This is a genomic window from Vibrio sp. MM46, assembly GCF_027587135.1.
In the GTDB taxonomy this organism is placed as follows: domain Bacteria; phylum Pseudomonadota; class Gammaproteobacteria; order Enterobacterales; family Vibrionaceae; genus Vibrio; species Vibrio harveyi.
This window is the reverse complement of record NZ_JAPPTO010000012.1, coordinates 70,840-95,713: the sequence shown is the minus strand read 5'-3', so window position 1 is coordinate 95,713 and position 24,874 is coordinate 70,840. Positions and strand designations below refer to the sequence as shown.

Annotated in this window: 26 protein-coding genes; 18 read left to right on the top strand and 8 right to left on the bottom strand. The window is 44.1% G+C overall.

The features are described 5' to 3' along the window. Positions 1-52 precede the first annotated feature (52 nt). From OH459_RS15025 to OH459_RS14990, 8 genes are read left to right on the top strand one after another with little or no spacing between them, the layout of a single operon-like run. Positions 53-886 carry a hypothetical protein gene (locus OH459_RS15025; RefSeq protein WP_269987509.1) on the top strand — a complete coding sequence of 278 codons (834 nt, stop codon included), beginning with the start codon at positions 53-55 and terminating at the stop codon, positions 884-886. A gap of 11 nt (positions 887-897) precedes the next feature. Continuing rightward, a complete protein-coding gene (locus tag OH459_RS15020; RefSeq protein WP_009697141.1) occupies positions 898-1,626 on the top strand; it encodes a hypothetical protein in 729 nt (242 codons plus the stop codon). Continuing rightward, positions 1,626-2,804, top strand: coding sequence for a hypothetical protein (locus tag OH459_RS15015; RefSeq protein WP_009697140.1), 1,179 nt, complete (start codon positions 1,626-1,628; stop codon positions 2,802-2,804). Before OH459_RS15020 ends, OH459_RS15015 begins: the two co-directional genes overlap by 1 nt. Next, on the top strand, positions 2,786-4,183 hold the full coding sequence (locus OH459_RS15010) for a hypothetical protein (protein WP_009697139.1): 1,398 nt from the start codon (positions 2,786-2,788) through the stop codon (positions 4,181-4,183). Before OH459_RS15015 ends, OH459_RS15010 begins: the two co-directional genes overlap by 19 nt. Before the next feature lie 18 nt (positions 4,184-4,201). Then, positions 4,202-5,503 carry a hypothetical protein gene (locus OH459_RS15005; RefSeq protein WP_005453420.1) on the top strand — a complete coding sequence of 434 codons (1,302 nt, stop codon included), beginning with the start codon at positions 4,202-4,204 and terminating at the stop codon, positions 5,501-5,503. Beyond that, the gene (locus OH459_RS15000) at positions 5,493-6,257 is read left to right on the top strand and encodes a hypothetical protein (protein ID WP_005453422.1); all 765 of its coding nucleotides are present in this window, start codon (positions 5,493-5,495) and stop codon (positions 6,255-6,257) included. The genes OH459_RS15005 and OH459_RS15000 overlap by 11 nt, the downstream gene beginning before the upstream one ends. A gap of 26 nt (positions 6,258-6,283) precedes the next feature. After that, a complete protein-coding gene (locus OH459_RS14995; protein ID WP_045489937.1) occupies positions 6,284-7,597 on the top strand; it encodes a transglycosylase SLT domain-containing protein in 1,314 nt (437 codons plus the stop codon). Positions 7,598-7,609: 12 nt separating this feature from the next. Next, on the top strand, positions 7,610-8,191 hold the full coding sequence (locus tag OH459_RS14990; RefSeq protein ID WP_017819341.1) for a hypothetical protein: 582 nt from the start codon (positions 7,610-7,612) through the stop codon (positions 8,189-8,191). A 53-nt stretch (positions 8,192-8,244) separates the two neighbouring features. Here the strand turns inward: OH459_RS14990 and OH459_RS14985 are convergent, their stop codons facing one another. Then, positions 8,245-9,153, bottom strand: coding sequence for a DMT family transporter (locus OH459_RS14985; RefSeq protein ID WP_009697137.1), 909 nt, complete (start codon positions 9,151-9,153; stop codon positions 8,245-8,247). A 98-nt stretch (positions 9,154-9,251) separates the two neighbouring features. Here OH459_RS14985 and OH459_RS14980 point away from each other — a divergent pair, with 98 nt between their 5' ends. Next, positions 9,252-10,040, top strand: a complete 789-nt coding sequence (locus OH459_RS14980) for an AraC family transcriptional regulator (protein ID WP_005453431.1) — start codon at positions 9,252-9,254, stop codon at positions 10,038-10,040. Here the strand turns inward: OH459_RS14980 and OH459_RS14975 are convergent. Next, positions 10,035-10,952: a M14 family metallopeptidase gene (locus OH459_RS14975; protein WP_050925051.1), complete on the bottom strand. Its 918-nt coding sequence runs from the start codon at positions 10,950-10,952 to the stop codon at positions 10,035-10,037. The genes OH459_RS14980 and OH459_RS14975 overlap by 6 nt on opposite strands. 174 nt (positions 10,953-11,126) lie before the next feature. Between OH459_RS14975 and OH459_RS14970 the strand changes: the two genes are divergently transcribed. After that, entirely contained in the window at positions 11,127-12,032 is a 906-nt protein-coding gene (locus tag OH459_RS14970) for a DUF808 domain-containing protein (protein ID WP_009697135.1), read from the top strand. A gap of 185 nt (positions 12,033-12,217) precedes the next feature. Here OH459_RS14970 and pyrC read toward each other — a convergent pair whose 3' ends face one another. Together pyrC and OH459_RS14960 are read right to left on the bottom strand one after the other, a co-directional pair. After that, the gene (gene pyrC, locus OH459_RS14965) at positions 12,218-13,246 is read right to left on the bottom strand and encodes a dihydroorotase (protein ID WP_269987504.1); all 1,029 of its coding nucleotides are present in this window, start codon (positions 13,244-13,246) and stop codon (positions 12,218-12,220) included. A 154-nt stretch (positions 13,247-13,400) separates the two neighbouring features. Beyond that, positions 13,401-13,565, bottom strand: coding sequence for a YqaE/Pmp3 family membrane protein (locus OH459_RS14960; RefSeq protein ID WP_005453437.1), 165 nt, complete (start codon positions 13,563-13,565; stop codon positions 13,401-13,403). Between the two features lie 271 nt (positions 13,566-13,836). Between OH459_RS14960 and OH459_RS14955 the strand changes: the two genes are divergently transcribed. Continuing rightward, on the top strand, positions 13,837-15,654 hold the full coding sequence (locus OH459_RS14955; RefSeq protein WP_269987500.1) for a hybrid-cluster NAD(P)-dependent oxidoreductase: 1,818 nt from the start codon (positions 13,837-13,839) through the stop codon (positions 15,652-15,654). 117 nt (positions 15,655-15,771) lie between these two features. On the opposite strand, the gene nadE is transcribed toward OH459_RS14955, so the two are convergent. Next, the gene (gene nadE / locus OH459_RS14950) at positions 15,772-16,602 is read right to left on the bottom strand and encodes an ammonia-dependent NAD(+) synthetase (protein ID WP_047515263.1); all 831 of its coding nucleotides are present in this window, start codon (positions 16,600-16,602) and stop codon (positions 15,772-15,774) included. Positions 16,603-16,812: 210 nt separating this feature from the next. Here nadE and OH459_RS14945 point away from each other — a divergent pair, with 210 nt between their 5' ends. Together OH459_RS14945 and OH459_RS14940 are read left to right on the top strand one after the other, a co-directional pair. Next, on the top strand, positions 16,813-17,334 hold the full coding sequence (locus OH459_RS14945) for a nicotinate-nicotinamide nucleotide adenylyltransferase (protein WP_009697132.1): 522 nt from the start codon (positions 16,813-16,815) through the stop codon (positions 17,332-17,334). A gap of 26 nt (positions 17,335-17,360) precedes the next feature. Then, the gene (locus tag OH459_RS14940; protein WP_269987496.1) at positions 17,361-17,843 is read left to right on the top strand and encodes a hypothetical protein; all 483 of its coding nucleotides are present in this window, start codon (positions 17,361-17,363) and stop codon (positions 17,841-17,843) included. A 67-nt stretch (positions 17,844-17,910) separates the two neighbouring features. Here the strand turns inward: OH459_RS14940 and OH459_RS14935 are convergent, their stop codons facing one another. Then, positions 17,911-18,519 (bottom strand): hypothetical protein, encoded by a 609-nt coding sequence (locus tag OH459_RS14935; RefSeq protein ID WP_009697130.1) that lies wholly within the window; start codon positions 18,517-18,519, stop codon positions 17,911-17,913. A 192-nt stretch (positions 18,520-18,711) separates the two neighbouring features. On the opposite strand from OH459_RS14935, the gene OH459_RS14930 reads away from it, so the two are divergent. Next, positions 18,712-19,818 (top strand): 1-acyl-sn-glycerol-3-phosphate acyltransferase, encoded by a 1,107-nt coding sequence (locus tag OH459_RS14930; protein WP_269987492.1) that lies wholly within the window; start codon positions 18,712-18,714, stop codon positions 19,816-19,818. A 125-nt stretch (positions 19,819-19,943) separates the two neighbouring features. Here the strand turns inward: OH459_RS14930 and OH459_RS14925 are convergent, their stop codons facing one another. After that, positions 19,944-20,543 carry a hypothetical protein gene (locus tag OH459_RS14925; protein ID WP_017819336.1) on the bottom strand — a complete coding sequence of 200 codons (600 nt, stop codon included), beginning with the start codon at positions 20,541-20,543 and terminating at the stop codon, positions 19,944-19,946. Positions 20,544-20,690: 147 nt separating this feature from the next. Here OH459_RS14925 and OH459_RS14920 point away from each other — a divergent pair, with 147 nt between their 5' ends. Continuing rightward, positions 20,691-20,963, top strand: a complete 273-nt coding sequence (locus OH459_RS14920) for a YnjH family protein (RefSeq protein ID WP_026000170.1) — start codon at positions 20,691-20,693, stop codon at positions 20,961-20,963. A gap of 72 nt (positions 20,964-21,035) precedes the next feature. Here OH459_RS14920 and OH459_RS14915 read toward each other — a convergent pair whose 3' ends face one another. Further along, complete coding sequence (locus tag OH459_RS14915; RefSeq protein WP_005453449.1) at positions 21,036-21,335, bottom strand: YfcZ/YiiS family protein; 300 nt, start codon at positions 21,333-21,335, stop codon at positions 21,036-21,038. A gap of 528 nt (positions 21,336-21,863) precedes the next feature. Here OH459_RS14915 and OH459_RS14910 point away from each other — a divergent pair. The 3 genes from OH459_RS14910 to OH459_RS14900 all read left to right on the top strand — a co-directional run bounded on the left by OH459_RS14910 (position 21,864) and on the right by OH459_RS14900 (position 24,867). Then, the gene (locus tag OH459_RS14910; RefSeq protein WP_005453451.1) at positions 21,864-22,325 is read left to right on the top strand and encodes a TetR/AcrR family transcriptional regulator; all 462 of its coding nucleotides are present in this window, start codon (positions 21,864-21,866) and stop codon (positions 22,323-22,325) included. 464 nt (positions 22,326-22,789) lie between these two features. Then, the gene (locus tag OH459_RS14905) at positions 22,790-23,731 is read left to right on the top strand and encodes a LysR family transcriptional regulator (RefSeq protein WP_009697126.1); all 942 of its coding nucleotides are present in this window, start codon (positions 22,790-22,792) and stop codon (positions 23,729-23,731) included. Between the two features lie 179 nt (positions 23,732-23,910). Then, a complete protein-coding gene (locus tag OH459_RS14900) occupies positions 23,911-24,867 on the top strand; it encodes a hypothetical protein (RefSeq protein WP_050904342.1) in 957 nt (318 codons plus the stop codon). The last annotated feature ends 7 nt before the right edge of the window (positions 24,868-24,874 follow it).

Genomic DNA, 24,874 nt, shown 5'->3' with positions numbered 1-24,874 from the left:
TTTAAGTCTTAGTTTGGCTATCTCACTAATTAGTATAAAGATATATGCAGGGATGGACTCTGGGTATCTGTATGCTTCAGGGTTTGGTGACGCTGAACATGTCGCTCTAAAAGATGCTAAGAAGCAATTGGCACTTAACTTGATTAGTGTTATCGAAGTGAATGAAAAGTCATCTATTGTTAAGACTTCCCATGGTATCGACTCCTCTTTTTCTCAGGATTCATCCATACATTCACTTCCAATTGAAATCCCTCACTTGGAAGTTTTAAGTCATGAATGTGGCGAGAAAGGTTGTGAGTATCGCTATCGGCTGAGTAAGAAAACCTGGCAGAAACAGGTTGAGCATGATTTGACGGTCTCGTACCAAACGGTTGCGATAAAACTTAAAAATCTCAACAACAACTGGCGTGGTGTGAAGGACTACTTTCATGCTGAAGAGCTAATGACGAAAAGTGCCGTTCAGCTCGATGTGCTCGGTATTTTAGATTCCGATGCTGCACAGTCATACCGTGCACAACACCTACAGATTAGCGAAACGATGAACGCGAAGAGAGAAATGCTCTCGATTTCGTTTGTCGCATCGAATGATGCTTTTTCTCATCAAATTCACGAGTTGCTATCACGTCACGCATTTGCGTCGAATCATGGTGGCATCTCCGTTTATATCAAGACGAAATCCCAGCAGGGACGACAAGGGAAAGACTTTGTCGCCAAGCAAAGTATTCAACTTAAAGTCTTCGATTCAAATTCATCTCATATGGTGACCCAAAAGGTGATCACCGTGTTAGGTAAATCCCAAGCTAGCTCTGCGGCGGCAAAACACGCTGCTGAGCAAAAAATAATTAAAAAGCTTACTAATAAATCTATCTATTCAGTATTGATCTAAAGGATACAGAAATGTTTAAAAAAACAGTCATGGCTTCTCTATTTGCTACCGCTCTAGCAGGTTGTTCTTCAATGCCAGGTATGGAGTCTGCGACGGTTGACCGCAACGAAATGAGTGCAGCTCTTGTTAAATCTTGTACTGAGCTAGGCTCTGAGTACACACCAGTATCTTACGCTGTAGACAAAGTATCTAAAGTGATGGTGTCGATTCAAGAGCGTCAATGTGCTGTATTCCAAGACTACCGCACACTAGCAGACAAGCATGCAGACGTAGCAGGTTTCCTAAAGATCAATGCTGATAAGAGTGATGAAGAGCTTCTTGTTGCGATGAATGAATTCGATGAAGGCAAAGCTGAAAACAAGAAAATTCGCCCACAAGTTGAAGCGTACAAAGCGGCGTCTGATTCAATCTTTGACAAGAACGTTGAGCTAGCGAAAGACATCGCGCTTGAGGCGGCTGAAATTGCAATTATTGCTTCAGACAACGCGGCAGTAATTGCGCAAGATTCTGCAATGGCGGGTTTAGGCAACGCACTTTCTTTCCTATCAAACGAGTCTGAAGAAGAAGGCGAAGCGGATGCAGAAGCAAAAGAAGAAGTGCCAGTTGTTGAAGCTTACAACGAGATGAAAGCACGTTCTCTTCTTGTTTACGACGCAAACGACATGATTTCTCTAGACCAAAACACAATCGAGCAACTAGAGAACCTAGACAAAGTTTTAGCAGAGAAAGTTAAGTCGTAATGAAATATTCAAAGATCGCAACACTTGTCGCTGCTGGTCTTGTTTTGGCTGGGTGTAATAGCACGCCCAGCCAACAAACTTACGCAGTTGAGAGTAACGCAGGCAACTCGTCTTTAATCATTGGTAAGTCAGCGTTTGAATTCACCAACAGTGACATCGAAGTTCCAGCATACTTCAACACTCAAGGTCTTCAATTCTGTACTTACGAAGCAAACGAGAAAGACAGCCGTTGTCCGTTAGCTAAAAAGACTATTCGCCTTTACTTCGGTGACGTTCAAACTGACGTTAGCGAGAACCTTCAAGGCAAATCTGCCGATGTATTCAATGCAATGCATTCAAGTATTGGTAAGTTCGAAACGAAAGCGCTTGAGAACACGTTAGAAAACCAATTTGCGGGTGTGAACCGTTTCCGTATCTTGACGCGTGACACTAAGTCAGTAAACGCGGCGATGGAAGAGATTCTTGCCGATGAAGGTGCAGCAAAAGTCGCACAAAAAATGAGTGGTCGTGACAAGTTATCGACGGACTACATCATGAAGGTCGACGTGCTTAAAACTGGCGATATGCTCTTTGGTTCTACGCAGTCTTTATTCCAAACATCAATGGAAATGACGACGGGTGTTATTGACCCGTACACTCGTGAAAAGCTGAGCTACCCGAATATCGGTAAGATCCGCGTTTCTAACTTTGATGTTCGTGATAAGGAAAGCTTCACAACCGTAATCGCAAATGGTGACTACTACCGCGGTTTTAACTACACCAGTAGTAAAGACGTTGATTCTGTGATGAACGAAATGGCGTCACGTGGTTTCGATATCATGTTGACTCGTCTGCTAAAAGAGATGCCAGCAACAGCACAAGTTATGGGCATTAAAGGCGACCGAATCTCGCTAGATCGTGGTCAAAATGCTGGTGTATTACCAAATGAAACCATGGTTGTATTTGAGTACAGTGCAGGTTTTGTTGAGCCAATCGGTGTGGCGACGGTTAACCCTAGCCAACAAAGTGCTCAAGGCAAAATTGTCCGCTGGAAAGACAGTAAGCTTGCTGACCAAGTGAAAGACGAAGCTGAGCAGGGTATTTACCGTCCAGATCGTCAGCGTCGAATCTTTGCAGTTAGCGTCGGTGTCCCGATGGAATTCATGAAGGAACGCAGCACATGGGCGCAAAAGGGATAAGTCTTAGTCTTACCCTCGGTGGATTGCTTTCGGTTGCACCTGCAGCTGCGCTTGAACTTGATAAGAGCCAGTCAACACTGGCTCTTGTTGAGCAGGGGTGCGCCTATGGTCGTGGTGCGTTAGCGATAGAGGGGGCGAAAGCGGATGCGATCAATAACCTGCGACTGTTTTTAAATGGGCAGGTTTCACTTTCTTTATCTTCTGAAGATTCCGAATTACTCAACGAACAGTTTAATCAAGCTGCTCGAGAAATGTTAGTAACTGGAATCGAGAGAGGGATGATCACTGCGGATTTTGGGCAACCTGAAATCTACGGCGATGATACCTGTGTGAATGTGCGTCTTATGCCACCAACGCAAACAGAAGAAGACTCAGATGAGGGTATTGTTTGGGGGTCTGACTCGACGGTTTCTGTTGTGGTCATCGGTGAGGGTATCCCGAACGCTAAGCAAGGTTTAAGTGCGCGCCAAGCGGCTGAGCAAGATGCATTTCGTCGTGCTATCAGCCAAGTTTTGGGCGTGATGGTTAAATCTGGCTACCTCCAGCAAACCTATTCAAGCATGTCGGCAAATGCGGTCAGTGATGACTTTAACTTGCATGATGTGGCTGTCCAATCCTTATCAATGCAATCGCAAGGTATGATTACTGGTTGGAGCGAAATTTCTAGCCAAACTAAACCAAATGGTGTGCTTGTCGTGACGCTCGATGTGTCTGTTGAACGCCAAAAGGTTGAGGCTAAGATCGCTCAACTTATCAAGAGTTTAGGGCAACCTGCCGTTTACGTGGATGCGCACCTTCCGGTTGTTCAAACCACGTTCAGTAGCTCTCTTGCTCAGATGGGCTTCGATCTCTCTGGTACTCCAGAGCAGGCAACCATCATTCTTCAAGTTCAAGAAAAAGAGAAAGTGACGCCTTCCGGCTTGCAGTTGGAATTGGCGGCTAAGCTATTAGACCGAGCGGGTAATGAATACGGTAATTGGCACAACGATCCAACACTGATGACCCTTCCTAACAAAGAGGGGATGCTGAATGAACTAGCGTCAGTGCACTTGGCTGTCGATCAAAACCAGAAAATGCTGACTCAAGCGTTACATAGCGCCGTCCAAAAAATGGCAATGCGTGGTGGCCCGGTTAGAGAATTGATCTTTACGCCGAAAGCGGCGGGTCAACAAGGTCAACTTTATACCTTGCTTAGTGCGATTAACGGCGTTTCTGATATCAAGATTGAAAGTCGTTCTGGCAAGGTTATTGTCCGACTTCGCTCATTAAACAACGCCAATGACCTTGCTCAGTTTATCCAGCCAACGTTGCGCATTCATCAGCCAAATTATCAGTCCAAGCTACGTGTTTTGAACGATTACCAAATCAACGTGCTTTAAGACCTCTACAGGATATTTATGTTTAAAAAAACACTTCTTTCATTGGTACTAGCAAGTGCCTTTGGTTCTGCACATGCAAATGTAGATTTTGACCTTAATGATCTCGTTCCTGCAACCGATGCACCTTCTGAAACACAAGCTGTAAATACAGATGACGTAAAAGAGGTGGGTGATCTAGTTGTGGCGGCAGACCCGAAAGCCGCGGTACTTGTTGCTCACCAAAGCCTGATCGAAGACGAAGGTGATGGCGTTAAGATGATCGCAGTTGGCTCGGGTATCGGTATTCTATCTACGGGTTCTGGTAGCTACGAAACTTACGAAAACCGTAACGCGACGTTGTTATCTAAGCGTGGTGCATACATGAAAGCTTTCCAAATTGCGAAAAAGCAATTAGTGGAAAACATGGAAGGCATGAGCAACATGTGTGCGACAGCGATCAACGAAACCATGGATGTGATTGATACTGCGACAGAAGGCGCGGCAAACACCACAAGCATGATGAGCGATAACTGTGCTGAGTCAGTAAAAGGCGCGTTGGCAGGTTACGTGACGTTCGATGTGTATGATGATCCAAGTGAAAACCTAGTTCGTGTTAGTTTGATTTCAACGCCGAAAACACGTGAGCAAACGAAGCGTAAAGTGGGCGCTCTGACTCAGACTACAGAACCAAACGTGATTTTCAAACAAATCATCGCTGATCTGCAGGCGGGTGTGATGCCTCCTGTTGGTGCGAAAGTGATTACCAACGCTGAAACGGGCGAGTCGTTTGTACTTGGTTTCGGTTCTTCGATCATTCGTGACAACAAGAATAAGAGCGTGAAACGCAAGCTGCTTGGTATGTCTAAATCTCAAGCGCAAGCAAAAGCGAGAAACGGTCTGATTGCAGTAATGCAAGGTGAACAAGTTTACTGGGAAGGTGGTTTCACAGAGAACCAGTTAGAGAAGAATGAACAGTTCGAGTACCCACCTGAGAGCGTTAACCCAGCAGATGCGAAAGTATTGGCAGAAGACAAACACACGTTCATGAACAACATCAAGAGCTTTGATTCGTACAAGTCATTTGCAGCGGGTCAAGTTCCTCCAGGTGTTTCTGTTAAAACCTTTAAGAGTAGCGATGGTGACTGGATGTTAGCCGTTGCGGTTTATGCCCCTTCTCTAGAGGCGACGGCAAAGCAAGCAGCTGCAGAAAACAAAAAGCGCGTTCGTGAAGGTCAAAACGCAAGCTCAGACCACAAAATTTCAACAACTGGCGGTTTGACTGACGGAAGCAACAATACTCAAGGACCATCTGGTCAAGTGAGTAACGCAAATGATCTGTAACCACAGATACTTGCTTGTTCTGGTAGGTCTTTTAGGTCTACCAGTTTTTGCTTCCGACTCTCATTCTTGGTCGTTCAACGGCACGGATTACGAGCTTAAAACCAGTGACTCAGAAGTGTCAGTTGAAGTGAAAAGACAGCATGAACTGACCACGAAACAAATGAAGTCATTGTGTCGTAAAGGGCTCGGTTTAGAGCTTCGCAAAAAATACGAAGACAAGTTGCTTGAAGGTGGTTTCATTCGTGAAACTTTAGATTCGTGGCCTTTTGCGAGTCTAACTTACGAACTGACCAATATTCAGTTTTCTTCAGTGAGTAAGAGTCAAGCTCAGTGCCGTGCGAATGTGAATGATACTGGCTACAAAACCAATCTCCAAACCACAGCGCTGAACTATGCCGTTGCGTATTACTCAACAAAGCAGTACCAGCACATCAAGCCGATATTACCGTTGATCATCAAAGAACCTAGCGTTGCGATGGATGCCGCAGGTTTGGTCACCTTGCTCTTATCTCAATCAGACGTGACCAAAGCTGAAAATTACTATCAGCAGTATGTCGATGTTTCCGCAATTTCCAACAGTGAAATCAAGCACTGGCTAGCTCAATGGCAGTTTGAGCAAGGAGAACTTGAGGAAAGCTTGTTCATCGCAAAGCAGTGCTCAAGCAAAGAATGCGAGCGTTTGGTGATAGACATTGAAGATCAAATGTTTGAGCAACAAGCTGAGAGTGTCGGAGATCTGTCTTCTTATTTCTGATTTAACAAATTACGGTAACTCAATTTATGAAATTGAAATATTGCGCACTGGCTGCGTTGTTAAACCTAATTGTGATGCAACCAAGTTTTGCAAATGATCCTTTTGCCGAACTGGACCAAGAAATCGAACAATTAACCGCTGATGATACGGATGAGTTTGAGCAATGGTATGCCGCCCAAATTCAAGAGTTCAATCAATGGCAGCAAGCTTACTTAGCGGATTGGGACAAAAAACAGAAAGCCTCTATTCAAAAATGGGGTGACACCAAAATACCTTCTCCGGATGTGGTAGTGGTTTATGACGAACAACATAACGCACGAACCGTTGTTGATTTGGAGAAAGGTGAGATTACGGTTAGCTACTTACCGCCTGCGGAAGAAGAAAAAGCCGAAGCTCCAGTTGTTGAAGCTGAAGTCGTCAATGCCGTTATCGAGAAAAACGCCAAGGTGTTTGAAGAAGTTGGTGTAACTCAACCTAAAAAAGCTGAGCCCACAATGGTTTTCGTTGAGGAAATTAAAGTAGAACCAAAGACTTTCGAAGAGGTGAAGAAAGAGATTGAGGCGCAAACTGAGCGCCAAATGAGTCAACTTGACATCTTTGCTGCTGAGAAAAGTGCGGTGTTAAGTGAACAAAAGCAAGAGCAAGTGATTGTTCAGCAAAAACAACAAATGGTGAAGCAGGAAGAAAAACGCATTGCTGCTGTGAAGCAAGAATTAGTTCAGCAAGAGAAGCACCTAAAGCAACAGCCTAAAAAGATTGTTGAGTATAAGGTTAAGATTCCAAAATCATCACTGGCGAACCGCGCCAATCAGTACCTTCCTGCGATTCAACAAGAAAGTGCAAAGCGAGAACTACCGCCTGCACTTGTTTTGGCAATCATGCACGAAGAGTCGCATTTCAACCCGAAGGCAAAATCTCATGTGCCAGCATACGGGCTGATGCAAATCGTGCCGACAACCGCTGGTCATGATGTGAATAAGCTATATCGCGGTAAAGATAAGCCGATGAGAGCGAATGACTTATACGATCCCAATTTGAATATCGAAACTGGCACGGCGTATCTAAAAATTCTTCAGAGTCGATACCTAAAAGGCATTAAAGACCCACAAAGTGCGACTTACAGTGTGATAGCGGCTTACAACACCGGGTCAGGTAACGTGGCCAAAGCATTTGGTGAGCGACGTGTTTCTAGTGCGATTAAGAAAATCAATACCATGAGTTCTGATGAAGTATATGAGCACCTTATCAAGAACTTACCTTATAACGAGACTCGCAAATATCTCAAAAAGGTCAACGATAGAATGAAAACCTATCATGCGCAGTCCAACTCAATTATCTAAAAGGAATTGAAGATGAAATATCAAATTCTTACCGCTGCAATCAGCGCAGTGATCTTATCTGGTTGTGCGAGTCAAAGTGGTTCTGAAAACACGGCGAAAGTGGAAACCAACAAAGGCAGCAATGTGCCTAGCTGGGTACTAAACCCAACTTCAGCGAATGGCTTTGCAGCGTCAAACTGTGTTACGGCGTCAGGTAACTTTTCTGTTGATCGTAACCACGCTATCTCTCTAGCACGTAACACGCTTGCGCAAAACCTTGATATTAAAGTCAGTGTGTTAGAGAAGAACTATCAAAAAATTGATAGCTCAGTTGACGGTCAAACCTCTGGCACATCTTTTGAGCAAATCGCTAAGCAAATAACTAATACTTCAATTCAAAAGAGCCAAGTTGAGCAAGTATCACTGGTTGAAATTGGTGGTGTAGAGCAAATTTGTGCGCTAGTAGTCATGCCAAAGATTGAATCAGAAAAGATGTTTAACTCTGCTGTAACGGCAGGAACGGATATTGATCCAACGGATAAAGCGGCGCTATACAAAGAGTTTGTGAGCCAAAAGACAAGCAAAGAATTGGAACAGCAGGCTGAAGCCCTTTAATCCAAATGAAAGCAAAAAGAAAAGAGCCATCATGGCTCTTTTCTTTTTAGTTGCTATGAGCTCGTTGCAGTTTGAGCTTCTGGGTCGATGACTTTGCCTTTTCTGCGTACTTTAATTTGCGACAAGATAACGCCAGAGATAACCAACATACCGCCAATGATGTGGTAAACATGAACTTCTTCGCCGAGCATGGTTGAAGCGAGAGCTACCGAAACCACAGGCATCAGGTTCATGAACATGGCACTTGAGTCAGCACCAATCAAGTCAATCGCTTTTACCCACATCAATGGAGCAAAGATAGACGCGGCAATACCAGCGTAAGCAATTAAAGGTAATGCGCTTTGGCTTGGTAGAAGTTGATCGCTGCTTAGCCACAATGGCGCAAGCATAACCAATGAGAAAAAGCCTTGCATGTAAACCAAAGTCATACTGTTGAAAGGCATCTTCCAGCGTTTTAGTAACACACAATAAATTGCGTAGCAAAGCGCAGCCAGCAGCATCAAGCTGTCACCTTGCGTCATATCTTGATGCAGGAAGTAGGTGATATCGCCGTGCCCTAACATAAACGCCAAGCCGCCTAATGAAATCACACCACCTGCCACGCTCAGCATGGAAATCGACTTGCCAAGTAAAGGTACACTCAAGAAAACACTGATCAAAGGAACGAGAGACGTAATCAATGCCATGTTAGAAGCGGTCGTCGTAAGACCCGCGTAATAGCCGAGTGATTGGTTTAGTACCATGCCCAGTAGCGCAAGGAACGCTAACTTAGCCAAGTATGGGCGAATCACATGGCGCTGTTTGATAACCGCTGGTAAGCAAAATGGCGTCAGAAGCACCATAGCGACAAACCAACGATAGAAGCTCATGGCACTTGGTTCGATGGCACTTGCTGCCATTTTATTTACGATGGAATTTCCACCCCAAATCATGACAGTAAAAAACGGAAGCAAATAAACCATGAGAACCTCATCGCAGAATAATTAATGGCGCTAGTCTGACAGGTCTTTATAATGAAAAGTATCTCTGGAAAGACATCGTAAGCGATAGGAAGACAAATTTGAAAAAGAGCACAAGGAATCTTCATCCGTCATTATCAATCGACAGAGCACCATCAGATGTGTTTATGAATTTTGAAGCCTTTTTGTCGAATACAGAAACTCGCATTCACAGCCACCCGTGGGGACAAGTTCAACTGATCAGTGGCGGTATTCTAGAAATGGATGCGGAAGACACACGTTTCTTAGCGCCTCCGCATCTTGCGATTTGGGTACCGGCTGGGATCCGTCACACCAGTTATAATCGTAAGCCTTTGGAATACTGCTCGTTAAATATCGACCCAGAGTTGACTCAGCACTTTCCATCCAAAACGAGCTTGATCAAAGTGACGCCCATTGTTTCGGCGATTGTGGAAGACTTTCGCCAGCGTGATATTAATGTTGCTAAGAGCGAAGAAGATAAACGCCTCGTTCAGGTCTTGTTGGATCAGCTAGCCAAACAAGAAGTCGAACATCACTTTTTGCCAACCACAGACAACAAATATCTGGAGCCAATTCTTAAAGCCGTCGAAGAAGCGCCAACTGATGAAATTAGCTTGGGGGAATGGGCGGAAAAGGTTCATACCACGGAGCGCACTTTAGCTCGCCATTGCCAAAGTGAGTTAGGGATGAGTTTTACCGAGTGGCGATTGCGAGTGCGTTACTTGCATTCGATGGAGTTGTTAAGGAAGGGGCAAACCGTAAAAGAGGTAGCGTTGACATTGGGTTACAACCAGGCCAGTCCTTTTATCGCCATGTTTAAGAAATACTCCGGCATTACACCGGAGCAATATAAGAACCGCTTGTTATAGCTGAGTAAGCACGTAATCTAAACCACCTACAACTGCTGCAACTTGAGCGTCGTTACACTCTTCATCAGTGACTTTCGGGCTGTCTGGGTAAACTTCTGTTGTAGTGCCGTAAGTGCAGTTGGTGACGCCGCCACACAGACCCAGTTTCACCATTGGGTAATTAATCACACCAAATTGCACCACTGGCGAACCAATGATTTCGCCTTTATCGTCAGCAGGTGCAATGTGCGTTACTTTCGCTACTGACTCGATGACGGCTTTTTGGAACTCAGGTTGCGGGTTTTCTGTATCGCCCACCGTGTAGAAACCATCTGGGATCATGCCTTCGATGTATTCAAGACCATCACGTGCTGCAAGTGCAGGGCGGAATTCGGTCTCGTCAGAATCGGTGGTTTCGTGCAGGTCGATGTGCATTAGAACATCATCTAAGGTCGCAACAAGCTTAATCAAGTTAGCTGACTCTTCCGCAGGGCTATTTGCGTAGAAAGAGCGGTTTGGGTCAATCGCATTTGGATTCCAGCGGTTGATCACCTCGTACCCCCAAGGGCTGACACATGGTGCAACGACAATATTGAAGTGTTCTGCATAACGCTCTGCCTGCGTATCAACAAACTTCAGCGCACCATGTACGCCACTTGTCTCGTAGCCATGTACGCCGCCAGTTACTAAAACAACCGGTTTTGCAGCATCCCAGTTACGAGTCTTGATACAAAACAGAGGGAAGCGCGCCTCGTCGTAAGAGAGTGCGCCGTATTGCTCAACATCAAAACGTTCGCGAAGAGCATCAATTTTGGTCACGACTTCTTCTTGGTAGCTACGTTTTACGTCACGTTGCTCACGCCAAGCTTTACGTTCTGCTTCACCCCATGACTGACCTGGGGTACCAATTGGGTAAGTGTATCCGCTTTTCATCTATACTTTTTCTTTTGTGTGCGTGAAAGGTAAGACAAGACTAGTCCTGTCTCAAAGCCACGGCAATAGAAAACACAATTTGTGACCTTATTCTTTGCGAAATCATAACTTTGCTGAGTAGTTTATTGGTGTTACATTTTGTTACTTATTCAATTCCATAAAAGAGATAAATAAATGGCTGGAGCAAGTTTACTAACACTGTTGGATGACATTGCAGCTGTATTGGATGATGTCGCGTTGATGTCGAAGATGGCGGCGAAAAAGACCGCTGGTGTACTGGGCGACGATTTAGCGCTAAATGCGCAACAGGTGTCTGGCGTAGCGTCAGAACGAGAAATCCCGGTGGTTTGGGCGGTGGCAAAAGGGTCGTTTAAAAACAAACTGATTCTAGTGCCATCGGCGTTGTTGATCAGTGCCTTCATTCCTTGGCTGATCATGCCATTACTTCTCATTGGTGGTTTGTTTCTTTGCTTTGAAGGGGCTGAGAAGATCTTAGAAAAGCTTTTTCCTCATGCGCACCAACATGAAGAGAAGAAAGAAGAGCTCAATACCGGAGAATCGGTTGAAGAGTACGAGAAGAGAAAGGTCGCCGGTGCGATTCGTACTGACTTTATCCTCTCTGCAGAAATCATCGTGATTGCTTTGGGTACGGTGACAGGCTCAAGCATCGTAACGCAAATTCTTGTGGTCAGCTTAATCGCGGTATTAATGACCATTGGTGTTTACGGCTTAGTCGCTGGCATCGTTAAGCTTGATGACTTAGGTTTTTACCTAGAACGCACATCAAATGGTGAAGGACTGAAAGCCAAGCTAGGTGGAGCGTTAGTGGCGTTTGCGCCTAAGTTGATGAAGATGCTTGCTGTGGTGGGTACTGCGGCAATGTTCCTTGTTGGGGGCGGTATTGTTGTCCATAACGTGCCTGCAATTCATCATCTGATTGAACCGATCATCATGGATTTCCGTGGTCATACGATTGCGACGGCGATTGTGCCGACATTGCTTAATGGTGTGATTGGTGTCATCGCTGGCTTGGTTGTGGTTGCAGCTTGGACTTTAGTAGAGAAAGTTCGTGGTAAATAATTACTCTGTAGACAGTAGACAGTAGACAGTAGACAGTAGACAGTAGACAGTAGACAGTAGACAGTAGACAGTAGACAGTAGACAGTAGACAGTAGACATAAGGCTTTATAGGAGCCAAAAGAAAAGGGTCATGCGTTTCCATATCGAATATGGTGGCATGACCCATTTTTATTTCGTGGAGATGATTACTTCACTTCCCACTCAATCTTTTCATTTGCACGAATTGGCACAACGATGTCGCTACCAAACGGCATCGTTTCTGGTACATCCCAAGCTGCTTTTTCTAGTGTTACTGTGTCTGAGTTGCGAGCGATGCCGTAAAAATCAGGACCATTTAAGCTTGCGAATGCTTCTAGGTTTTCTAGTTTGCCTTCATTCTCAAACACTTCTGCATAAAGTTCTAGTGCTGCGTGTGCGGTATAAGAACCTGCACAACCACAAGCTGATTCTTTTGCGCCTTTTGCGTGCGGCGCTGAATCTGTACCTAGGAAGAATTTCTTGCTACCGCCTGTTGCTGCTTCGATAAGCGCTTGTTGGTGGGTATTGCGCTTAAGGATTGGCAGGCAGTAGAAGTGAGGCTTAATGCCACCGACTAGCATGTGGTTGCGGTTGAACAGCAGGTGGTGAGCAGTGATGCTTGCTGCGACGTTATCAGAAGCGTTCTTAACGAAGTTTGCGGCATCCGCCGTCGTGATGTGTTCAAGAACGATTTTTAGGTTAGGGAAGTCGTTAACGATAGGAGCAAGAACCGTGTCTAGGAATTCCTTCTCACGGTCAAAAATATCAACGTGGTTGTGAGTCACTTCTCCATGAACCAAAAGCAGCATGCCAACTTCTTCCATCGCTTCAAAAACGTGGTAGATGTTCTTTGCATCGGTTACGCCAGAATCAGAGTTGGTGGTTGCACCTGCTGGGTAAAGCTTTGCTGCGACAATTTTGCCTGTTGCTTTGGCTTTGCGGATTTCGTCTGGCGTGGTGTTGTCTGTCAGGTATAGCGCCATAAGAGGTTCGAATTGCTCGCCGTGTTGCTCAGCAAGGATTCGATCACGGTAGGCTAATGCCATTTCAGTATTGGTCACTGGTGGGACGGTGTTTGGCATGATCAGCGCACGGCCGTTATAACGGCTAATATCGCGAACGGTATCTTTTAGAACTTCACCATCGCGTAAGTGAACGTGCCAATCGTCAGGACGAGTAATAGTCAGTGTTGTCATTAATTGCTCCCACCATTAAAAAGTTATGTTTGGAGCCTAAACGCTGCATTTACCTCAAGAGCAAACGCTTGCGCTTAGGCGACAGGATGATAGAGGAATTGCAGCTCTATTTCACCCCATTTTTCACATTTCTTTACGGTAGGAGCTCAGTGGGTTACTTCATCGTCAACCAAAGCGCGTGAATTGTGCCGGGTAGGAAGAAGAAGAAAGTCAGGATTAGGTTGATGAAGAAGTCTTTCTCTAGACCTTTTTCCATGTAAACCGCCACTGGCGGAAGGAAGATACAAAGTAGAATTAGAATCAGTTTATTAGTATCCATGGTCTATGCTCCGGATAGATTATTTATAGTGTCAAAAAGTTGGCGAATTATGTGCTCGATATCACATCTTGGCAATCCTAGTTTCGTCAATACTATGCAAATTTATGGGACTCCATTCATAAAAAGAAGTTCTTCCACCTGCAAAGCAAGTGTCATATCGGGTGACTGACGAAGGTGCGGTTATAAATCGATATTTTATAGAGGCTTGGGTCATAACTGTTATAAGGATATGATAGTCCAATAATGAGAAAGTACCTGTAGGAAGAAGGCTATGTCGCAATCAGTTTTGTCCCAAATTAATATTTTTCCAGTCAAATCCGTCGGAGGCGTTGCGTTATCTTCCGCTTGGGTAGAAAAACAAGGATTGAGTTTTGATCGTCGATTTATGATTGCGACGTCAGATGGCTCAATGGTGACAGCTCGAAAGTTCCCTCAAATGGTGACCATCAAGTCCGCGTTGTTGCCAGATGGAGTGGTGTTTACCAGTCTTGGCGAAGAGCCACTAAAGATTCGCTATCAAGATTTCAAAATGCAGGAAGCACCTGCAACGGTTTGGAAAGACAGTTTTACGGCATATACCACCACGGATGAAGCGGATGATTGGTTTAGCAAAGTATTAGGTCTTCGCGTCGAGTTACTTTTTACTGGTGAGCAATCAAATCGCATAAGAGAGAAACTGGGTCACAACGTCAGCTTTGCCGATGGCTACCCAGTACTTGTCATCAGTGAGGCATCACTGGAAGAATTAAACCGCAGAAGCTCTGAGCTGCACTCAATGGATCAATTCCGAACCAACCTTGTGGTATCTGATACCAAGCCATTTGAAGAAGACTCATGGAAGCGTATTCGCATTGGCGAGGTAGAATTTGAATCAGTAAAACCATGTGAACGATGTATTCTAACTACCGTTAATACTCAGCGAGGCACATTTCGAGAAAGCAAAGAACCATTGAAGACATTGCAAGAGTTTCGTGCAAACGAGCGTGGGGGCGTGTTCTTCGGTCAAAACCTTGTTGCCCTGAACGAAGGCATTATTCGTTCTGGTGACAAAGTTGAAGTGCTGGAATACAAAGAGCCAGAGTTCTATCCAGATAACTCTCCTCACCGAATGACGCTAACTTGTGTCGAACGAGAAGAAATCGCACGCGACTTTGTCACCTTGTGGCTTGAGCCAAGCAAAGGTCAATTACCTACGTACTTACCGGGACAGCATTTACCTATTGAAGTGGATATAGACGGTAAGAAAGTAGGGCGTCGTTATACGCTGTCATCTAGCCCGTCTCGCCCGGGACGCTATGCAATTTCGGTGAAACGTGTTTCTGGTGGGCGCGTATCCAATGCTTTGCTTGACAACCTACAAGTGGGGGATGTTCTGGAAGCGGAAACGCCAGATGGTCAATTTCATCTAAAAGAGCATTCTGTTCAGCCTCTATTGCTGTTGTCTGCTGGTAGCGGCGTAACACCAATGCTGTCGATGGTTCGTTACTTGGCTGATCACAACCAACTCGATGATGTGGTGTTCTACCATCAGTGCAGCAGCGAGATTGATATTCCGTGCAAGGATGAGTTAAACGAGTTAAAGCGCCAACACCCGGGGTTGGATGTAAAGATCTGCTTAACGCAACCTGCGATAGATTGGTTTGGTCTTAAGGGGCGAATCAGTCTATCTCATATAAAACAGATCAAAGATGTTGAACAGCGCCAAGTGTTTGTTTGTGGTCCTGACGGCTTTATGCAAAAGGCGAAAAACCTATTGCTTAAGAAGGGGCTCCCAGAAGGCAATTATCATCAAGAAGCATTTGGTGTTGCAGCGACAAAAGCTAAGCCAGAGAAAAGTGTTGAGATTGAATTCAACGGCTTTAAGTTGATGGGTAACAACCAACAAACGTTACTTGAACAAGTTGAGAATGCCGGTCAAAGTATTACCAATAGTTGTCGTGCGGGCTTGTGTGGTGCTTGTAAGGTTCAATTAGAATCAGGACAGGTAGAGCATCCTGACGTGCCTGCACTGAGCGCAGAAGAGCGCGCGATGGGGAAAGTGCTCGCGTGTTGTGCTATTCCGGAAACTGATGTGACGCTGACAGACTAACGTTGCTGAGCATAAACACTGCTTGTAACAAGCAAACAAAAACGCCGCTAAATTAGCGGCGTTTTTATCTATAGCAGAACGATTTAAAAACGAATCGTTGATGTGCACAATCGTGATTTAGTCGTAGATCGTTGGGATCGGCTGACGCTTGTGCTGAGTCATTTTGTAGATAGCCACAAGGCGATCGCTGACTTCTTGAGATACTGGCTTGCCTTCTAGGAAGTCATCGATTTGTTCGTAAGTTAAACTCAGAGCATCTTCATCAGCTTTTTGAGGATCAAGCTCTTCTAAGTCTGCCGTTGGTACTTTCTTCACGAGCTGCTCAGGCGCACCCAATGTTGCTGCAACTTCGCGAACTTGACGTTTGCTCAAGCCGAATAGTGGGGCCATATCGCACGCGCCATCACCGAACTTAGTGTAAAAACCAGTGATGTTTTCTGCTGAGTGATCAGTACCAAGAACCAAGCCACCAACGTAACCAGCGATTTCGTATTGAGCGACCATGCGTGCACGCGCTTTTACGTTACCCTTCACGAAGTCCACTTTTGCAGCATCCGTTGGAAGAAGGTCTGTTCCTTCAAGTGCGACGTGAGAAGCGGCATGGAGACCATCGACACCAGCTTTAATGTTTACTGATACAGAGTGCGTTGGTTGGATGAAAGAAAGTGCGAGCTGTGCTTCATCTTCGTCTTTTTGTTCGCCATAAGGCAAACGAACAGCGATAAACTGGTAGTTGTTGTCACCAGCTTCTTCGTTTAGTTGGTCTACAGCCAGTTGAGCCAAGCGACCACATGTCGTTGAGTCAACGCCACCGCTAATGCCAAGAACAAGAGACTTACAGCCTGCTTCTTGCAATTTACGCTTAATAAAAGCGACACGGCGTTCAATTTCGAAATGCGGATCGATAGAAGGGAGTACTCGCATTTCATCGCGGATGGATTGTTCCATTTAGGGTTCCTTTTCCTGCAAATATGTACGACACCAAGTGAGTGTGAATAAATTCATACTGTCGCAGGCGTTTATAGTTCACAAATGGCGATAAACCATGCAGTTGATGTCTATAAACGTCGCTTTAGTGTCAAAAAGCTCTAAAGATTAGTAGTATCATACCGAATTCATCGGATTAGAAAACTCTCTTCAACCAGGTAATCACCGGATATGAAAAAAATCGCCGTTTTTGGCAGCGCATTTAACCCACCAAGCTTAGGTCACAAGAGTGTGATCGAGTCACTGAGCCACTTTGATCTTGTGCTACTAGAACCAAGCATTGCACACGCTTGGGGCAAAAATATGTTGGATTACCCAATTCGGTGCAAACTGGTTGATGCCTTTATTAAAGACATGGGGCTTTCTAATGTTCAACGCTCAGACCTTGAGCAAACTTTGTACCAACCAGGACAAAGTGTGACGACTTTTGCGTTATTAGAAAAAATTCAAGAAATCCACACGCAAGCCGATATAACTTTTGTCATTGGTCCTGATAATTTCTTCAAATTTGCTAAATTTTACAAAGCAGAAGAAATTACGGAACGTTGGACTGTGATGGCATGCCCTGAGAGAGTGAAAATCAGGAGCACCGATATTCGCAATGCATTGCTCGAAGGTAACGATATTAGCGGGTATACAACATCAACGGTCAGTGAATTATTGCTAAGCGAAGGCTTATATAAACAATCGTAATCTGAGAACTGAGAGGTCAGGTTTTCATGGTCAGAATCGTCGTACTTAGTGCATGCGCAATGCTTGTGGCAACACAGGCGAGTTCCGCATGTAACTATTTATCTGATCGTTCCGTTGTATTTGCTGATAACACCATGCCAGTTTGTGAAGACATCTTTGACAGTGTTGGCGTTCTTAGTATCGATACGCTCAATTGGTATACCGCAGAAAAACAGATAGAAGGTCCGACAGAAAGTTACTGGGATCAATGGGCGTTCAAGTCTGAAGACTCTCCAATACTTACTCAAAATTTAGATAGTAACTATTTTGGGCTCGGGTTATGGATGCCAGAAGAACTGCGTGATGATGAAGCCGAAATGAGTACAGAAGAGTGGCTGAGAAGTCATGGCTTAATGTTCAGCATCGGCTTTGGTGACAAGAATGGCAGTGAACCACGAATGCGTGTTGATTACCGCTGGCATGAATACTATGACGCTGATTGGATGATGCAGATCGAAGTACCGTTTTAATATTCGAATCAAAATAAAAAGGGCGCACATTGATGCGTCCTTTTTGTATTCTATTGCGACTTACCCTTTATAGCGCTTCCCCAAACACCAAAAAGCAAAGCTGTTCGTATTCTTCTTCATTGTCGTTAAATAGCTTCGCAACGATATCCGCTTGTTTTTTGCCGGATAACTTCATCTTGCGTGCTTCTCGAAGCGTTAATACTAGACAAAGCTCAATGGAAATCTGAGATTCACAGCCTGGTTTCCACTTATTGATAGAATCCGTTAATGCTGAACTGGTAAGCATTGGTTTGAGTGTTAGCACTTCGTGTTTCACAACCGCTAGCAAGTCGAGCTGATGTTCACTGCGTGCTTTTGTCATCACCAACTTTTCAATCAGCGCTGACAATAACACTGGTAGTTTCACGTAGCCTGCTTGTTGAGCAAATGCATCAGTTAAGCGCACAGAGAAGTCACAGCGAGTTACTCGTGTGTTAGGTAAAAAGGTGAGGGAGCTCAAACATCCCTGAGGAATCCAGAAGTGTTGACCCGGTTCAATGGCATACTCATGTTTACCCAATTTAATGATCGCCAAACCTTCCACTACTGATAGTAAGCTGTGTTTTAGCGCTTTTTTACGCGCAGCAACATTAAGAAAAGGGTAATTAGCGTCGTGAAATTCAATTGCGTAGTTCATTGTGAATACCAGAGTTTTTGGGGCGCTAAGGGTAACGCTAAACCCCTAAATTGCCAACCGGATAACAGATTTTTTTGCGAATAGAAATTGTAATGCTACTGGTATGACCATGTTAAAAGTATGGTCTGAAATGCTGCGGGTTGGCAAAACAATGCGTAAAATGTGCCAGCTTTTTTTGAAATGAATTGAATAATGACTGCCAATAACGATCCTTATATTGAAATTCGTCCATACAACGACGAAGAAATTCCAGCTGCGCTGGACCGCCTGATCAAAGACGATGAGTTTATCAGTGCGATTTTAAACCACCGTTTTGCAAACAAAGCGGCGTGGTTCAAAACACTCATGAGTCCGATTATCCGTGTCTACTTAAAAGCGAAGTGGAGTAAACTGGATTCTGTGGAAGCCATTCAGCTAGAAGTGAAGAAGTACCTTAAAGACACACTAGATACGACTACTGACGGAGTTACTTTTTCAGGTTTGGACAAACTCGACAAGAACACATCGTACTTGTTTGTCTCTAATCACCGCGATATCGCAATGGACCCCGCGCTTGTTAACTTTGGTTTACATCAAACAGACCACCGTACAGTGCGTATCGCGATTGGTGATAACCTGCTTAAGAAACCTTGTGCGACGGAGCTAATGAGGCTCAACAAGAGCTTTATTGTAAAACGTTCTGCGAAAGCACCACGTGAAATGATGAAAGCGCTTGGTCTACTGTCGGGCTATATTAAGCACTCTTTAGATACCGGTAACTCAATCTGGATTGCGCAAAAAGAAGGTCGTGCGAAAGACGGTAATGATTTCACTGACCCAGCAATCTTGAAGATGTTCCATGTTGAAGGTCGTAAGCAAAAAATCAGCTTTGGTGAATACACTCGTTCACTGAAGATTGTGCCTGTTTCTATCTCTTACCAAAATGACCCTTGTGATATTGCAAAAGCTAAAGAACTGTATGAAAAAGCAGAGAACGGCAGTTATGAAAAAGGTGAGTTTGAAGATATTGAAAGCATCATCCAAGGTATCGTGGGTTACAAAGGTAAAGTGCATGTCGCATTTGGTGATGTGATCAATCAAGAGTTCGAGACGCCGGATGAGTTGGCAAACGAAATCGATCGCCAAATCCACAATAACTACCGCGTATTCCCTATCAACTTGCTCGCTGCGGGTCGTGAAGACGAATCGATCACTGAGTCAGTAAAATCTCAGTTGCAAGAGAAACTTGAACAGCTACCGACAGGTGCGCATAGTTACTTGGTTGCAAGTTACGCTAACCCAGTAAATAATCAAGAATAACCTTGCTATTGTCCATTGCGCGAAGTAGCAATGGACATTCAATTGCGAGGAACGGGACCTAATCGGAATCTATCTCAGGCGTGTTATTTGTTAGATTCTGAGCTCGTTCCTCACTTCAATTACTTTTATGGTGCAACCGCACCGCCTAAGGTCAAATTCGTTGGCCACTTTGTCACTCGATTTCCTCCCAAGAAGATGTTGCCTTTGACTGTCATGGTGTCAGGAAATGTTGTGACCTTTGAACCTCCTATATAGAGGTTACCATCCACCACCAATCCTTCTGGTAGTTCGGTCAATGGTGTCCGAATGACGCTCAAGTCGCCTTTTACTCTTAGTCTTGCTGGTAGGTTAGTTAACGGGGTATCGGTTAAATTCAAATAACCACCCAGTTTTACACCGCGAGGCCAGCGTTCAACTTTACTACCAAGTAAATTTGCATAGCCTTTAATTTTAACTCCAGGTCTTATCGTTTTGAGGGCGCTATTCGTTGCTTCAAGGCTGCCTTGAACATCGAGTCCTTTAGGAAGTTTAGTAATCGGTGTCTGGGAAATATTGAGGTTTCCTTTTACGACAAGACCATCAGGTAGGGTCGTATAGGGCTTGTTGCGGAGATCGATATTACCGTAGTTGTCGGTATGACCGAATTTAGCATAGTAATCAAGCTCGTAAGCGATAGAAGAGCTCGAGAAAAACACCAGAGCTAATAAAAGAGGAAAAATGCGCATAGCAACCACAGTATTGGTAAAAGCGAGAAAAGGATAACGTAAAGCTTGGGGGGCTGCTACCTATCCATGTCTCAAGAATATGAGATGCTGCCAAGAACTGAAAGCGCTTCTTTGTTAGTTTTATGGCTCTTCATTAAGGGGATATTCATGAACGTAAGATCGATTTCTGTTTTGCTTGCAAGCGTTGCTGCTGTTTTATCAAGTTTTGCGATGGCGAAATCCTATAATACGCCAGATTCAAAAGCGTTAGTGGTGGCAGACGGTAAGCTAGGGCAGCGTGTTTGTTACTATGACGACAAAGCCTACACTACTGGGGCAGTGCTAAACGTAGATGGGGTGCTACTGATGTGTACCGATGAAAATGATTTTGAAACTAATGGCTCGTTGAAGTGGGTTGTGTTTCAGAAAGACAAGAAATAGATAGGTTCATCAGAGATCAAAAAAGCGAGCTGGATGCTCGCTTTTACCTATCTAACGATGAAATATCGACGATTAACGCGCTAGAGAGCGAGTCTTAAGTTCGAAGATTAGCTTTTCAGCGCTTACTTCAAACTTGAATCGAGCAGTAAGCTCTTTCGAATCTTCCGTTAGTTCAGAAACGTTGTATTCAACGCCTGTACAAACTTGTTTTGCTAGTTCGATGTATTTCGCCAACTCAGCTTCAAGTGCTGCTTTAGTCTCTGCGAAAATCGTTACGTCAGCGACATCGTCGCCTTCTTTGATGATAAAACCCATTTCACCAGCGCAACCGCAAGCTTCACATACTTGGTTTTCTTCTAATTCGACACTCATAACGAATCCTCTTGTAAATACTGTCAGTATTCTATCAGGTATTTGATCTCTATCTACAAAAATGAATGATTTTGGATAAAAAAAGGACAGTATGTTATGTTGTTAATGGAGGGTTAACTAATTTTATTAGAACTTCCTTAAGGAAATTAGTGTGATATGTATCAATATTTAAAATCAATTAACCTAGATATTCGTGAGATTTCTGTCAGGTGAGTTGAACTGGGGTTCAATTTATAAGACTATTTCCGGATTAATTATTTTTACATAATTATCATTCTTAGCCTGAGAATAGTTTCGATGAATGATTTGGTGCAAGGTTTTGATGGAGTGGACTTTTCGCCATATTTTGAGTCACATGTATTGACAGAAATATCACTGTAAATTGCACGTTACGCAGTGCAGTTTAGTTATGATTGGTCCTCTAACTTTGATGTTTGAGGTATACAGTACATAATGCTGAGGATGATTTTCATTCTGGCCTCATTTAATTGTGAGTTAGATGGATTTACAAAGAGAAGAGCTTAAAATATGCCAAAGCGTAGTAAAGAAGATACCGAAATCACTATCCAGAAGATCATGGATGCCGTTGTTGATCAGCTTCTGAGACTTGGTTATGACAAAATGTCTTACACCACGTTAAGCCAGCAGACAGGTGTATCGCGTACAGGTATTAGCCACCATTTCCCTAAGAAAACGGACTTTACCGCCGCTTTAGACGGTCGTATTTTCAAAATGTTCGTTGAACATCTAGAATTCGATAAAGGTCTGGAAGCGTTTTCAAAGAGCTGGATCACGGCTCTAGAAGACTCTGAATTCTTAGCGATTTTGCGTCTATTATTCCACCATATTGTTACTTCTGAGAGCGCGCACGAGTTTGCGGCAAACGGCATTGATCGTTTGTACAAAATGGCTGAGAGCCAGTTTGGCGCAGGCAGTGACAAAGAGCTAGAGTGGTTGATTGGTCGCTCATTGATCCAAATGAGCAAGTAACACCACAGTAAATAGCTAAAACCAAGAGGCTGTTTGGCTCTTGAGTATGTTTAGACCTGATTTCAAAGTGTTTGAAGTCAGGTCTTTTAATTTCTTTATGTTGGCGTTTAGCCAACGTTTTTGCTTTCTATCTTTCTCATTAAACGCAGCATGTTTGATGGCATTAACCTTTCCTATCTCCTCTAGACTTCACCCCATCATCTCTTTTCTTTGCTGCCTATCGAGTCGAAGATCTTCATACATTGACAGCAGGAATGTAATGTATGTATGGCGTCAGACGATGAGTTCATTTACAAATTTGCGTCGTCATTTATTCCTTTTTTCAAAATAATCTTACTGTCTGTTTTGTTATTTTTGTGTCATAGAGAGTTATCGAGCGCAAAGAATTCATGCACTTCGGTTGGAAACTGCGCCAATCTGTTCTTATGCTGAATAATAACCTCAAGTTATTAACGAAGTGGAACATGGCTAAAGATCTATTCTCAACTCTTGACTTAAACCTGCTCAGGACATTCATCATTCTTCATCAAGAGCGCAATATGCGGCGCGCTGCTGAACGTTTGTTTGTTTCCCAACCCGCCGTGAGCAAAGCGCTACAAAGATTGCGTGATCATTTTGAAGATGAGCTTTTTGTGAAAACTCACCATGGTTTGCGAGCAACCGAATATGCCAATGATCTTGCAGAGAGCTTAGCGCCTTTGTTGGACGATATTTCCATAACGATAAACGGTTCCAAGGCATTTAACCCACTGGAAATGAACGGCACGGTAAAGATCGCTCTGGCACCATTTATTCTTAGTTCTTACGCGAGTGAGATCTTTCAAGCCATCAGGCAAGCTGCCCCTCATGTCCAAATTCATTTGCTGAATTGGTCTCGCTCAACCATGGAAGAGATCATCAAGGACGAAGTTGTGTTAGGAGTCAATTACGAAATAAACCATGCACCCAAAGAGCTTCTGACTAAAATGATCGTTAAAGATGAATTCTGTGCTTATGTGCGAAAAGATCATCCTCTACAAGGTCACCGACTGCAGATATCTGATTGCAATGATCTGGAATTTGCAACTGTCATCGCTGCTGACTGGAACTCGAACATTTCTTTTTCAGAAAAGATCATGAAAATTAAAGGGGTAGAGCCAAAAATCGCGTTTAGATCAGAGCTTCCATCAGCCATCATCGACGTAGTCGCAAACTCAGATATGGTGTTTCCTGCATCAAAAACCGTCAATGTCGATAAACTTTATAAGCTACGTAGGTTGGATATTGAGTTGGATGGTATGGTGATAGAACCGTGTTTGCACGCTTACTTCCATCATAAGAATCGTCGCAACGAAACCGTGCACTGGTTACGTAATATCGTGACCGAAGTGATCATTAGTCACCTCGAACGCCCTCAAGAACAATAATAACCATCGGTTATCAAGCTCTCTACCTTGGTTTATTAATAACCCGCCGTTAATGGCGGGTTTCTTATAAGCGATTAGAGCAATAAAACACCGCTCAATATACTTCTCTTCATCGGGCAGGGAGTCCACTGAATCTGCAAGAGGCAGCCCTGAATTTCGACAAATTAAGAGAGTAAATCATGAAAGTTAAATTACTAAGTGCAGTTATCGCAGCGTCTTTTCTAGCCGGTTGTTCATCATCTGGTTCTTCGGACTCCCCAAGTGAGCCTGCAGGAGTTGCATCGGTACAAACCTTCGAAGGTGAGCACTTTGATGGCATGGCAATTCAAGGTGACAACGGCGAATACAACACAGTAGCTATTCGCGGCGTAGAAGGTAACACCGTATTCAACGTTGGCGGTGAGCTGTACTTCACTGACGGCGATGTGGTGAAAGACGCTTCTGGTAACGTAGTTGGTAACATTGAAGTTCGCAATAATGAATTGGTGTTTGTGAATGACAAAGGCTTTATTCACTTATCTGTTGACGATGGTCGTCTAGTAGTCGAAGAGGTAAAACCTAAGATCGAGCATCCTATTGAAGAAGATGTAGATCCTGGTTACGGAGGCGGCGTTGTTCCTACATATGGTGACATCATCGAGCTTGAAGGCGCTGCGGTTATCGTTGGTGATAATGGCAACCATGTGTTTATCAGTAAAGACGAAACAGACACGATAAACATTGCCGTCGGTGATTCGGGTGCCTCTTACACCGTTAATGGTAGTGAGATTCGAAATGAAGACGGTGAGATTGTCGGACACACTTCAAAAGAGGGTGATAACTACATCGTACGCTTAGAAGATGGTACAGAAGTCGTATTCCGTAATGAAGATGGTCGTTTATTCGCAGGCGTTACGAACCGCCCGGATATTAGCCATCCAATTGAAGGTGTGCCAATGCATCCAATTGAACTTCCGTCGCCAGTTAACCCAATCGAGCCGGAAATTGGTCACCCGATCGAAGGTCCAGTTAATCTTCCTGCAAATGAGTTAACCAAAGAACAGCGTGCGGAGCTGAAACAAAAGGTTCAATCTCTGTCACAAGAGCAACGTCAGCAAATAAAAAGAGCGATTCGCGACCGCGTTGAGCGTTCGTAAGCTAATC